Source organism: Bradyrhizobium ottawaense (genome assembly GCF_900099825.1).
Lineage (GTDB): Bacteria > Pseudomonadota > Alphaproteobacteria > Rhizobiales > Xanthobacteraceae > Bradyrhizobium > Bradyrhizobium ottawaense_A.
Map to the genome: position 1 here is coordinate 19,070 of NZ_LT629693.1, position 12,509 is coordinate 31,578.

13 protein-coding genes are annotated in these 12,509 nt (G+C 62.7%); 5 read left to right on the forward strand and 8 right to left on the reverse strand.

The window, feature by feature from the left end; translation table 11 throughout:
- The first annotated feature begins 95 nt into the window (after positions 1–95).
- Positions 96–782, forward strand: a complete 687-nt coding sequence (locus BLR13_RS00110) for a DJ-1/PfpI family protein (RefSeq protein WP_074828990.1) — start codon at positions 96–98, stop codon at positions 780–782.
- A gap of 400 nt (positions 783–1,182) precedes the next feature.
- On the opposite strand, the gene BLR13_RS40985 is transcribed toward BLR13_RS00110, so the two are convergent.
- The gene (locus BLR13_RS40985; protein WP_172805565.1) at positions 1,183–1,479 is read right to left on the reverse strand and encodes a hypothetical protein; all 297 of its coding nucleotides are present in this window, start codon (positions 1,477–1,479) and stop codon (positions 1,183–1,185) included.
- 87 nt (positions 1,480–1,566) lie between these two features.
- Here BLR13_RS40985 and BLR13_RS00115 point away from each other — a divergent pair, with 87 nt between their 5' ends.
- Positions 1,567–3,081 (forward strand): adenylate/guanylate cyclase domain-containing protein, encoded by a 1,515-nt coding sequence (locus BLR13_RS00115; protein ID WP_172805566.1) that lies wholly within the window; start codon positions 1,567–1,569, stop codon positions 3,079–3,081.
- Positions 3,082–3,411: 330 nt separating this feature from the next.
- Here the strand turns inward: BLR13_RS00115 and BLR13_RS00120 are convergent, their stop codons facing one another.
- Positions 3,412–4,572, reverse strand: a complete 1,161-nt coding sequence (locus BLR13_RS00120; protein ID WP_074817198.1) for an IS30 family transposase — start codon at positions 4,570–4,572, stop codon at positions 3,412–3,414.
- A gap of 312 nt (positions 4,573–4,884) precedes the next feature.
- Complete coding sequence (locus BLR13_RS00125; RefSeq protein WP_074828982.1) at positions 4,885–5,295, reverse strand: NADH:ubiquinone oxidoreductase subunit NDUFA12; 411 nt, start codon at positions 5,293–5,295, stop codon at positions 4,885–4,887.
- Positions 5,296–5,607: 312 nt separating this feature from the next.
- Here BLR13_RS00125 and BLR13_RS00130 point away from each other — a divergent pair, with 312 nt between their 5' ends.
- The gene (locus BLR13_RS00130; RefSeq protein WP_074828975.1) at positions 5,608–6,183 is read left to right on the forward strand and encodes a BA14K family protein; all 576 of its coding nucleotides are present in this window, start codon (positions 5,608–5,610) and stop codon (positions 6,181–6,183) included.
- 70 nt (positions 6,184–6,253) lie between these two features.
- Here BLR13_RS00130 and BLR13_RS00135 read toward each other — a convergent pair whose 3' ends face one another.
- From BLR13_RS00135 to BLR13_RS00150, 4 genes are all read right to left on the reverse strand, one after another.
- The gene (locus BLR13_RS00135) at positions 6,254–6,691 is read right to left on the reverse strand and encodes an SHOCT-like domain-containing protein (protein WP_074828971.1); all 438 of its coding nucleotides are present in this window, start codon (positions 6,689–6,691) and stop codon (positions 6,254–6,256) included.
- 12 nt (positions 6,692–6,703) lie between these two features.
- Positions 6,704–6,976: a hypothetical protein gene (locus BLR13_RS00140; protein ID WP_091976303.1), complete on the reverse strand. Its 273-nt coding sequence runs from the start codon at positions 6,974–6,976 to the stop codon at positions 6,704–6,706.
- A complete protein-coding gene (locus BLR13_RS00145; protein ID WP_197679508.1) occupies positions 6,973–7,290 on the reverse strand; it encodes a DUF2089 domain-containing protein in 318 nt (105 codons plus the stop codon). Before BLR13_RS00145 ends, BLR13_RS00140 begins: the two co-directional genes overlap by 4 nt.
- 352 nt (positions 7,291–7,642) lie before the next feature.
- Positions 7,643–8,461: a DMT family transporter gene (locus BLR13_RS00150; protein ID WP_244525037.1), complete on the reverse strand. Its 819-nt coding sequence runs from the start codon at positions 8,459–8,461 to the stop codon at positions 7,643–7,645.
- Positions 8,462–8,718: 257 nt separating this feature from the next.
- Between BLR13_RS00150 and BLR13_RS00155 the strand changes: the two genes are divergently transcribed.
- The gene (locus BLR13_RS00155; protein WP_074828962.1) at positions 8,719–9,123 is read left to right on the forward strand and encodes a response regulator; all 405 of its coding nucleotides are present in this window, start codon (positions 8,719–8,721) and stop codon (positions 9,121–9,123) included.
- A 16-nt stretch (positions 9,124–9,139) separates the two neighbouring features.
- The gene (locus tag BLR13_RS00160) at positions 9,140–11,380 is read left to right on the forward strand and encodes a CHASE3 domain-containing protein (RefSeq protein WP_074828958.1); all 2,241 of its coding nucleotides are present in this window, start codon (positions 9,140–9,142) and stop codon (positions 11,378–11,380) included.
- A gap of 121 nt (positions 11,381–11,501) precedes the next feature.
- On the opposite strand, the gene BLR13_RS00165 is transcribed toward BLR13_RS00160, so the two are convergent.
- Positions 11,502–12,401: a DMT family transporter gene (locus BLR13_RS00165; protein WP_074828956.1), complete on the reverse strand. Its 900-nt coding sequence runs from the start codon at positions 12,399–12,401 to the stop codon at positions 11,502–11,504.
- Positions 12,402–12,509: the final 108 nt, after the last annotated feature.

Genomic DNA, 12,509 nt, shown 5'->3' on the forward strand with positions numbered 1-12,509 from the left:
AGGCCATGTCTGTAAATGAGGGAAATATGGCATTTCGGACGACAGACGACCATGACAGGATGCCGACGTCAAGCCGACAAGGGAGGATCGCAAGGATGTCCGCGCCGCTTCAGATTGGTCTCGTGCTGTTTCCCAGGGTGACCCAGCTCGACTTCACCGGACCGTTGCAGGTGTTCTCCAGCCTGCCCGGCGCCACCGTGCATCTGATCTGGAAGCGCATCGAGCCGGTGCCTTCCGATTCCGTATTGACGCTGACGCCAACCGTCAGCTTCGCCGACTGCCCGCAACTCGACGTGATCTGCGTGCCCGGCGGGGTCGGTACCGACGATATGGTCAATGACGAGGAGATGCTGGCATTCCTGCGCCGGCAGGCCGAGGGCGCCAGATACATCACCTCGGTCTGCACGGGATCGCTGGTGCTCGGCGCCGCCGGCCTGCTCCAAGGCTATCGCGCGGCGACGCACTGGACCGCGATGGATTTTCTGTCCGCCTTCGGGGCTGTCCCGACCAAGACGCGCGTCTGCATCGACCGCAACCGCGTCACCGGCGGCGGCGTCACCGCCGGTATCGATTTTGCGCTGACGTTGGTTTCGCTGCTGCACGACCGCCGAACCGCGGAGGCGATCCAGCTCCGGCTCGAATATAATCCCGCGCCGCCGTTCAATTCCGGCTCGCCCGACACCGCGCCGCCGGACGTGCTCGCGTTCATGAAGGACCGCATCGCGGCAGCGCAGATCCGCCGCGGCGAGATGATCGACCGCGCCGCGGCGCGGTTGAGCTGATAGCACAGCCGTGTCCCGGACGCGGTGCAGCGTTCTTCACGCTGCTCCGCGTCCGGGACACGGAGCTACCGCCACACCGCAAAGAAAAAGGCCGCCTGGTTTCCCAGACGGCCTTTCCTGTCCTACGGCGGCCACACATTAGCGGGCGATTTCAGAACCTCTGCACCGGGGGCCTATCTCCCGGCCGTGTCCTACTCGGTAGCCGCTGCAAATCGGGGCAGTCGCGAACTGGAGCCCGACACCGACGCGATGGTCTCCCATCTCCGTAAGATGTCGTATTGAAACGCGACGAGGCGGAACGCTCAAGACCGCGGCGACGGTTGTCCCCGCTGATCCCGCTGTTCACAGGCTATGCCTGTGCGCCATAAGTCGGCCCGCGCCAGCGGCTCGCCAGAGTCCGCTATGCCCCGATAGCCGACGTGTTGCCGCGCAGCAGCGAAACGACGCGATGTGCCAAAACCGGGCCTGCTTGCCCGTCGTAGGCGTTGGGCGTCGGTGTTTGCTGAAGTCCGGTGGAACTGCTTAAATCCTGGCTCTGACTGAGGGCTAGCTCAATTCGAACGCGTCTTTCGATGTCGCGGGGAGCCGTCCAATGACGATCCGCAAGAAAATTTTTCTTCTTGCCGGCATCCTGCTGGCGCTGTTTGGCGCTGTGGTCGGCGTCCTCGCCATTGTTCAAAAGCTGGACAGCGATCAAATCAGCAACATCGCCGAATACGAACTGCCGCTGACGCGGCTGGTCGCAGAGCTCGATGTCGATACCGACAGGTACGAACTCGGTATTTTGCGTGCGCTGCGGCTCGATCCCCTGAATCCTCCAGAACTGGCGGCGGCAATTGCCGCAAAGAAGGAGGTCGGCGACGAATTGCGCGCCGATGCTGACACGGCAACCGCATTGATCGCCAAGGCAATCAAGGACCGGGGCTACGGGGCTTCGGAGCGCGTCGAACTGGCGCGCATCGAGGGAGCGTTCAAGTATCTAATCCGCAGCCTGGAGGGGTTTCTCGCTACTGGCGAGCAGGTAATGGCTGCCCTTGTCGATGGCCGGCGTGAGGATGCCCGGACGGCTTCGCTTGGCTTCGCCAAATATGCCCGGGCTTTCGGACCGGACCTTTCCGAGGTCCGCCTTAACCTCGCCGATCTCACGGATCGCGGAACCCGCGATGTACTCGCCCGACAACGGCTTAACACCTACTTGAGCTTTGGCTTGTTCCTGCTCGCCTGCAGCATTGGCCTCGGCGTCAGCGCGGTGGGATCGGCGCGTGTCGTCGGAGGTCTTCGCCAGTTGGTCGTCCGCACCCGCGCCATCGAAGCCGGCGCGGTTTCGGAGCCGTTGTCGATCCTCACGCGTGACGAGGTCGGCGAACTCGCGCTGTCGTTTAATCGCATGGTCGAGGAGCTTCGCACGCGGGAGCGTATCAAGGATACCTTCGGCAAATTCGTCGACCCACGCATCGTCAGCCGTTTAATCGGCAGCGGCGCCGAACAGGCTGAGCGCCGTACGCTCACGATCTTTTTTTCCGACATCAAGGACTTCAGCGGCATCAGCGAGCAACTGACCGCGAGCGCCGTCGTCAACCTGCTGAACAGCTATTTCGGAACGGTCGCCGAGGTCATTCATGCCCATCGCGGCTTCATCGACAAATATATCGGTGACGCCGTCATGGCCTTTTGGGTCTCACCCTTCTCTGCCGGCGACGACCACGCCAGCGATGCCTGCCTCGCGGCGTTGGCACAACAGGAAGCGGTCATCCAGCTTCGCGCCCAGTTGCCCGAGATCACCGGAATGCGACGCAATCCGCCCGAACTTGCCATCCGTATGGGCATCGCTACCGGCGAAGCCGTGGTCGGGACCATCGGCTCGGATTCGTCACGGTCCTATACCGTGATCGGCGACACGGTAAATCTCGCCTCGCGTCTGGAGAGTATCAACAAACTCTATGGCACCTCGCTCATTCTCAGCGAGGAGACCTATCGAACGGCCCAGCACGTCATTGAGGCACGCGAGCTCGATCTCATCACGGTCGCCGGCAAAACCGAGCCGGTCCGCATCTATGAAGCAATGGGCCGCGCAGGCGAGATCGCGCCGGAGCAGATTCAGCTTCGCGAGATGTACGCGAACGGCTTGGCCGCCTATCGCCGGCAGGACTGGAATGAGGCGCAGCGGTGCTTCGAAAGCTGCCAGCTCGGCGATGCCCAAGATGGGCCGTCCCGCCTGTTTATCGAACGTATCAGCCTGTTGCGCAGCAGTCCGCCGCCGGCCGATTGGGACGGGGTTTGGCATTTTAAGGAGAAATGACCGGAGACCGACATCCTGATTCAGCAAGGATGCGCCCAGTCGACCTTCTCGAAATAGCCCGGCTTGGAAGCACCGCCGCATCGTACGGCTCACGTCCGGTTCGGGTCTTGGCTGTGTAAAAACGCGGAGGCGCTCAATCGCGATAGAAGAAGTTGTTCGTCAAAGACCATTTTCGTCGCTCAACGCGCAAGCGGATTCAACTTTGAGATCGAACTGAAAAATATCATTCTTCGTCGCGTTTCGATTTTTGAGTTTTTACACAGCCAGGGTCATTCGCTACCGCGTCGAATTGGCAGCATGTCCGGCCATGTCCGTTATCGCACTGCCGGCTCAACCGGTCGACGCAACACAGGCGTTAAATCTCTCTGCTGGGGTTTCAAATTGCAAGGTCTCACGTGGTCGTTCGTTGAGCTGACGAGCCACTTTGTTCAGATGGGCTTGCGAATGTACCGACAAGTCGGTGCCCTTCGGAAAATACTGTCTCAGCAGGCCATTGGTGTTCTCGTTCGACCCGCGCTGCCACGGGCTTTGCGGGTCGCAAAAATAGACGTCGATTTTGGTCGCCAACGTAAAGCGGCGATGATCCGTCAGTTCCTTTCCCCGGTCCCAGGTCAGGGACTTATACAGCTCCTTTGGTAGCTTCTTCGCCTGCTTGATGAGTGCGGTGACGACCGTTCGGGTGTCCTTACCGGCCACCTTGGCCAACATCACGTAACGCGTATGACGCTCGACCAAGGTCGCGATGTAGCTGTTGTTCGGCCCGGACAGGAGATCGCCTTCCCAATGGCCAGGCACCGCTCGATCTTCAACCGCCGCCGGTCGCTGACGGATTGAGACGATATCCTTGATATGCCCCCGTCTGTCGCCGTTCGGATCAACCGGCTGGGAGCGACGCATTGAGCGCTTCGATCGAAGATGACTAAGCAGCTCTTTCTTGAGCACGCCACGTGTTTGTACAAATAAGCTGCGGTAGATCGTCTCGTGTGACACCTGATTACACTCGTCTTCAGGATGGGTTCTCTTCAGCCAACCGGCTATCTGCTCGGGCGACCAATCCAATCTGAGCTTCCCCGCCACAGCTCGCCGTAGCCGCGGACTGTTCGCCAATTTACAACATTTTGGACGACGAGCCCGCGCCCAGGCATTCTCGTCCGCAAGCGCCGCACGGTAGCGATCACAGCCGCCATTGCGGCTCATTTCCCGGCTCACCGTCGAGGGTGAGCGGCCAAGCAACCTGGCGATCGATCGGGCCGATTGACGTGCCGTAACGCCTCTGGAAATCACCTCGCGTTCTGCGAGCGTCAATGCCAGCCTGGAGCGACACCGCTCGGCAGGACGAATCCCACCATGCGGCGCCACCAAAAAATAGATCGACGATGACTGCTTGCCAAAAGCTCGTCCGATTGCCTTTAGCGACTCTCCGCGCTTCCAGCGATCCCATAACTCCGTTTTCTCTGCCGCAGTAAACCCTCTATGAAATATGTGAGCCATCAAACCACACTCCATCTCGCCTTCAAGATAAAGTGTTGCGTCGACCGGTTGAGACCACCCACCGAAAGCGGTAGTAATCTTGCCTGTGCGTCCGCCACGCACGTGCTCGACAGTTTCTATGACAAGTCGATTCCCGCGCAATGCGCCACGGCTGTCCCGCGTCTAAAAATGCGAGAGGCCGGCTCAACGTCGCGCCCCCGCTTCAACATCTATGCGGGGACACCCAGATCAAGCGCCCTCTTCGCGTAGAGCCCTATGCGGTATCCCGTCGGGCACAACAGCGTTGCGCGCCGTGACGCCATGAACACGATTTTACTTGCCGGGCGTCCAGGCGTGATAGTCGCCAGTGGCCTTGGGCCGGCGGCCGCTGGCGAGCGTCGAACCGGACGGACGGTAGGCGGCGGGAGTCCCGGTCAGGTTCGGGACATGCGGCTTTTCCCATTCGCGCGGCGTGTAGCTTTCTTCGGTCGGCGCGACATCGACGGTGTGATGCATCCAGCCGTGCCAGTCCGGCGGTATCTTGGTCGCTTCGGCATAGCCGTTGTAGACGACCCAGCGCCGCTGGAAGCCGAGCGTCGGATCGATCTTGCCGCCCTTGGTGCGATAATAGGTGTTGCCCTGCTCGTCCCGGCCGACCAGTTCGCCGAACCGCCACGTCCACAACTGCGTGCCAAAGGTCTGGCCGCTCCACCATGTGAAAAATTTGAGCAGAAACAGCTTCATGAGGACTCGGCCGGTTGGAGAGGACGAGCCGCTCTGATGCCATCGGCGGGCCAAATTGTCCAGACGGGTGCCGGTATCCCTGCGCTGTCCAGACGCGCATTTGCGCTGTCCAGACCGGCATTTTGCCGTGTCCCGGACGCGCGTTTTGGAGGCACCCGCCTCAGCGGCGCATTGTCGCGGAACCGGCGCAATCTGTTCATCGCGCATACAGTTCCTATCTGACAGGGTGAGCGGTGCGCACGATCGGTGCGCGGGCTCGGGAACGCTCGCCCTCTGAAAGGGTTAGCCTATATCCCGCAGATGGAGCCAGTAATGACCAACCTTAAGGTTTTGAGTACCGCCGCAATATTGGCGCTCGTGTTGCCCGTGGTGCTGCCGAGCACAAGTTTTGCCCAGGCAGTCCCCGGCTACAAAGGCGGCGGCGGTGGTGGCGCCAGAGCCCCTGTCGGCGGAGGAGGTGGCGGCATGAGGGCCCCCGTTGGCGGTGGCGGCGGCATTCCGCAAGCCGGTGGCGGAGGTGGTCCACGCTTTAGCGGCGGCGGCGCGCCCGGCCCGCGCTACAGCGGTGGCGGTGGCGGTCAATACCGCGGCGGCGGCGGAGGTGGTTACTACCGTGGTGGCGGTGGCGGCGGCTTCATTCCCGGCGCGGTCGCAGGTGCCGTGATCGGCGGCGCCATTGCCTCGGGCGGCTACTATGGCGGCTACGGCGGCCCGGCCTACGCGCCTGGATACTACGACGACGGATATTATGACGATGGTGCGGTGGCAGTAGCCCCGGCGCCCGCTGGCGACGATTCCGTCGGCTATTGCATGCAGCGCTATCGTTCCTACGATCCGAACTCAGGCACCTATCTTGGCAATGACGGCTACCGGCATCCCTGCCCGTAACGGCATGGCTTCTTGAATTGGAAAGGCGGCGCACCTCGGTGCGCCGCCTTCTTTTGTGCCACGAACGACCCTATTCGCAGAAAATCCGCACCTTGGTGCGTTCCTGATCGACATCGACCGTGAGGTCATTGAGCTGTTCGACTAATTCCTCGAGGTTTTCCGGCTTCAGCGCATTGATATCGAACGGCACGCCGTTTTCGGCCATCGCAGCGTTCACCCTATCGCGGGCGTGCGGCGGGATGATGCTGGCGAGCCTCACGCCGGCGCGCAGCAATTGCATGGGGACGCGGACGTTGACCTTGGTCGGGCCGCCCTCATCCTCGTCGGTGTCGACGATGACGCGCAGATATTTCGACGGCGCCCGGTTATAGCCGACGGGGGGCCGATCTGAGCTTTGCGGGGCATCGGCGTGTCCGCGCTCCAGGGCGGCGATCAGACGATCGGCTTCGTCGAGCGTGATCTTGCTTTCGGACAGCATCTGCAGAATGGAGCGACGATCTTCGATCATGGGGCATTCTCCTTAGAAGATATTGATGAGGATGGAGGCGTCCGGACTTTGGACTTCGACGCGGGTACCGTGGAGCGCCAGCAAGGTGCGGACGCCCTCGATCACGATGTGCGTGGGGTTCACCCCAAGGGGGTACGGCAGGAAAGCCGCGATGACGATCGCCAGCAGCAGGAGCGGCGACAGCAATATCAGCAGCGGCGTGAGCGGCAGCCACAGGCGAAAGCGTTTCGGCGCGGCAAACGCCTTCGAACGCGGGGCGCTGCCGGGTTCGTCCAACTGCATCATTTTCGTCGCTCCAGGACTTCGATCGCCTCGTCGGCCGTGATCTCGCCGCGCTTCAGACGCTCGATCACTTCGGCGCGCGGCGGTTTAGGATCGAGATCGATGAATTCGAGCCCACCCGCGATGCGGTTAAGGCGCGCCTTCACGGTCGGATAGCTGACGCCGAACACCTGCTCCATTTCCTTGATCGAGCCATGGCTGCGCAGGAAGGCTGCCACGAAGACCTGATCTTCCGCCGACAGCCGGGCAAGCTGCGGCAGTTCGAACGCGCCTTCGATCGCGATGCCGGAATCGATCAGGCGAATCCGTTCGACCACGAAAGATCGTCCTTGGGTGAGTTCAGTGAGGGCTTGCCAGTCGTCTGGTTTTATCTGCTTCAAGGGACAGCCTCTAATTGATCTTCTCAAGAGATACATTGAGTATTTTAATATTTCAAGCTGTATTTCTAAGAAAATTACTTTTATTGGCCGAATTCGTAGAAAACTCAATTTCCATCGGATGAATGCCGGCGCAAGGACGTTGCGCCGCCTGCCGGTGCGGTGATCGGCGGCGCAATCGCTTCGGCTATTGCGGCGGTCCAGGTTATCTCGGCGACGACGGCTACCGGCGCCCCTGCCCATCGAGGGGCGCGCCCATTCCGGTGCGCCGCCCTCTTCATTGCCAGTTACCTTACGAACGCAGCGCCACGGCGACGCCGCCCAGCGTGACCACGAGCGCGCCGATCTCGCGCAAGCCCAGCGGCTCGTGCAGCATCGCCGCCGCCGCGAGCACGCCGACCACCGGCACCAGCAGCGTGCCGATCGACGCCGTCGCCGCCGGCAGTCGCTCCAATGCTGCGAACCAGCAGACGTAACTCAGGCAGAACTGGATCAGCGTCATATAGACCATCGACGCCCAGCCGGTGGTCGAGAGCGCCGCAAGCTGCGGATGCTCGACAGCGAGGCCGACGATCGCGATGGGCAGGCAACCGAGGCCGATCTGCCAGGCCGCCAGCGACAAGGGCGGCATCGCCAACGGGAAGTGCTTGGTCAGCACGGTGCCGAACGCGACGCACACCGCACCCGCCAGCGCACACAGGATGCCCGGCAGCTTTTCGACGTTGGCCGCAAGGCCGTTGCCGCCGATCAGCACGACGATGCCGGCGAGCGCGACCAGCAGCGAGACCGCACGGAGCAGCGACAGCCGTTCGCCGAGAACGGGCCACGCCAGGAATGCGACCCAGACCGGGATCGATATCCCGAGCACGGCCGCCTCGCTGGCGCTGAGCCAGAGCAGCGCTAACCCCATGAATGCGATCCAACCGCCGATTTGCAGCATCGAGACCAGCAACAGGCGCAGCCACATCCGCCGCGGCACGCTCAGTTGTTGCTGCCGTGCCACCGCAATCAATGCGAGCGCCGCGGCGCCGACGATGCCGCACAGGCCGCGCGAGGACACCGGCGGCCACTCCGTCAGGAGATGCTTCATGATCGGGAAATTGAGCCCCACCCCACCGATGCGATCGTGAGAAAGGCGAGCCCGAGCGGCGACATTCGGGCGCGACCCGCTTGGCGATTGACTGACATGGTGGAACTGGATCCGGGAGGGAAGCGAATTTGTTCTTGTTCTGACACAGCGAAAGGGAATTCGTGCAGGCGAATTCTATATGCACCATACCATACAGACGATTTGTCGTCGTTCAGACTTAATCTTCTCGTGGGGCCATGCGAGTCGCCGGACCGCAGCTCGCAGGAGAAGGAATAATCGTGCCGCGCGTTCTCGTGGTGGATGACGACCCGATGGTGTGTGTCGCCATCGAGCTCTGTCTGACGCGCCAGGGTTTCGAGGTCACCGTCGCCGACGGTGGTGAAGCGGGAATGCGCGCCCTCGAATCATCCCGCTTCGACGTCATGCTGGTCGACGTCTTCATGCCGCACATGCGCGGCTTCGAATCGATCCGCATGTTTCACGAACGCATGCCTGAGGTGCCGATCGTGGCGATGTCGGGCTACGCCTTCGCCAACACCGAGCGCGCGCCGGACTTCCTGCGCATGACCATCGAACTCGGCGCGGCATGCTGCCTGCGCAAGCCATTCACGCCGAACGCGCTGTTGACCACGATAAATGAATGCCTCAACAAGCCCGCAGCCTCTGCGCGTTTCTCAAACTAGCGAAATAAAGCCGTCTATGCCGTCGCAGCGCGTTATTATAGGAATTGGCCTCACCATCCTGCTCACGATCAGCGCCGCGTCAATCGGTTTGGACGTCAAGTCGCGTATCGACGCCGTCGCGGTGGGCCAGACGCTCGGGATCCTGCGGAAACTAGCGGATATCCAGTTGCTGCTCCGACGCTCCGAAAGCGCCGCGCGCGGTTTCGCCCTGAGCAAGGACGATTATTACGTCCGGGAATATCGCAACGCCAGCGCAGGCATCCCGGCGGCTTTCGACGACCTGATTGCGGATTTTGCGGATCGTCCCGACCAAAAGCCGGTGCTCGAGGAAGTCAAGGGCCTTGCCATCAGACGCGTGGCCATCAGCAGCGAAATGATCAGGCTTCAGGCGGCCGGCGACATCGCCGGCGTTGCGGCGCAGGCGGCGAAGGCCGAAGGCCGCATGACGATGGAAAAGATCGGCATCGATCTGGAGAAAATCATTGTCGAAGTAAGAACCCGCCTCGCCGTCCGCTACGCTGCCTCCCGCACCACCCGGGCCTTCCTGCTGGCCATCGATCTGGCCGGCGTCGTTCTGATCCTGATCCTGGCGACGGTCCTGATCCAGACGTCGCGGCGATCGAGCCGCGAGCTTCGGCACTCGCTGAACGCGACGCAGGCCGCCAACGAAACGCTGGAGGCCGCGGTCGCCGAACGCACCGAACATCTGGTCGCCGCCCATGAGGAACTGCGGCATTCGACCGCGGTGCTGCAAAACACGTTCAACAGCGTGGCCGAAGCAGTGATCGTCCTCGACGCCAAGGGCGAGATTATCCTCGCCAATGAGGCCGCCGGGAAATTGTTGCGCTACCGGCCGGGCATGAACGTCTGGGAATTGCGGCGACTAAGCGTCGCCTATCACGCCGACGGGGTGACCCGCCTGACGGCCCATGAAATGCCTTCGGCGCAGGTGCTGCGCGGCGAACCGTTCGACGAGCAGGAAATCGTCATCCGTCCCGCCAACGGCCGCGATCCGCTGGATCTGGTGGTCAGCGGGCGGCCGCTACGCGATGCCTCGGGCGCGATCAGCGGCGCGGCGCTGGTCTATCACGACATCACGCAATGGCGCGAGACCGAGCGCAAGCTGCAGCAATCGCAAAAGCTCGACGCCATCGGCAAGCTGACCGGCGGTGTCGCGCACGACTTCAACAACATGCTGACCGTGATCACCGGCACCACGGAAACGCTGGTCGCGAGTCTGCAGCATATGCCGGCGCTGCAGAAGACCGCCGCGATGATCGACCAGGCGGCGGAGCGCTGCAGCGAATTGATCCAGCATCTGCTCGCCTTCGCCCGCCGGCAGCCGCTGCAGCCGCGCAACGTCGACGTCAACGGCACCGTGCTCGATATCGCAAAACTGCTTCGCCCGACGCTCGGCGAGCAGATCGAGATCGACTCGATCCTGGATCACGAGGTGGCGACCTCGCATATCGACGCTTCGCAGCTCGCGAACGCGCTGCTCAACATGGCGATCAACGCCCGCGATGCGATGCCGAACGGCGGCAAATTGCTGCTGGAGACCCGCAACGTCGTGCTCGACGAAGCCTATGCCCAGGCCAATCCGGACGCGCGGCCTGGCGCCTATGTGATGCTCGCCGTCACCGACACCGGCACCGGCATGTCCAGGGAGGTGCAGGACAAGGTGTTCGAGCCGTTCTTCACCACCAAGGAGGTCGGCAAGGGCACCGGGCTCGGCCTCAGCATGGTCTACGGCTTCGTCAAGCAATCGGGCGGTCACATCAAGATCTACAGCGAGCTCGGCCACGGCACCACGATCAAGCTGTATCTGCCGCCGGCCCGCGGCCAGACCGAGGCTCCCCCCGCCGCGGCAGCGCCGCCGTTGCACGGCAGCGAGACCATCCTCGTCGTCGAGGACGACGCCCTGGTGCGCAACTTCGTCGCCGCGCAATTGCAGGCGCTCGGCTATCAGACGGTGGCGGCCGCCGATGGCCCGGCCGCGCTCGCCGTCATCGACAACGGGCAGCCGTTCGACCTGCTGTTCACCGACGTCATCCTGCCCAACGGCATGACCGGCCGGCAACTGGCCGATGAAGTGGCGCTCCGCCGCCCGGACATGAAGGTTCTCTACACCTCCGGCTACACCGACAACGCGATCGTGCATCAGGGCCGGCTCGATCCCGGCGTGCTGCTGCTGAGCAAACCCTATCGCAAGTCGCAATTGGCCGACATGATCCGCCGCGCGCTGAACGGCGAGTAGCGCAGATTTTTGTTTGACGCGTTTTCTACCGCAGATAAGTCTACGCAATCTGCGTAAACTTGATTGCTACGCGAACCGGTGCCCACTTCGCTTGAAAACGCTATGGCTTCGCTCGCAAGATTTATGAGCGCGTCGCCAGCACCACGCCCGCGAGCGTAAAGGCCAGCGCCACGATCTGCGTCAGCCCCAGCGGTTCGTGCAGCGCCATCGCCGACGCCACCACGCCGATCACGGGTACCGCCATGGTGCCGATCGCAGCGATCGAGGCCGGCAGCCGCGCCAGCGCCGCAAACCAGCTCACATAGGCGATGCAGAACTGGATCACGATCGAATAGGACAACAGCCACCAGCCGAGCTCGGTGACCTTCTCGAGATGCGTGGTCTCGATCAGAAGACCCGCCACCGCGACCGGGAAGCAGCCGAGCCCGATCTGCCAGGCCGCTGCCGGGATCGGCGGCAGTTGCAGCGGCAGCCTTTTGGCGAGCACCGTGCCGAGCGCAAAGCCGATCGCGCCGGTCAGCGCCATCAGGATGCCCGGCAGTTTTGCAGCACTTGCCGAAAAGCCGTTGCCGCCCATGATCACGGCAAGGCCCGCGAACGCCATCACCAAAGCGACGGTGCGCAGCAAGGTCGGCCGCTCGCCGAGCACCGGCCAGGCCAGCAGCGAGGCCCAGACCGGCATGGTGTAGGCGATCAGGGCGGCTTCGCTGGCCGGCAGCCAGAGCAGCGCCAGTCCCATCAGCACCATCCAGCCGGTGACGTTGAGCAGCGCCGCCAGCATCAGCCGCGGCCACAGCTTTCGCTCGACCCGCAGACTCTGCCCCATCGCCAGCGCAAAGGCGGCCAGCAGGGCGGCGCCGATCACGCCGGTGAGGCCCCGCATGGTCAGCACCGGCAGCTCGCTGAGCAGGTATTTGGTGACCGGCCAATTGAAGCCCCAGCCCACCGAGGTGATGGCGAGGAACATCAGGCCCGCGGGTGCGAGGCGCGCAGGCGCGTTGGAAGGCGGCGGGTTGGTCATGAGGGGTACCGGCAAGAATCAGGGGGGCACCCTGCCGCGTATTTGGGGCCGAGACTATCGGCTGGCTGGCATGTCAGGACGGAAGCTTCCGTAGGCCTACGTGAGTCT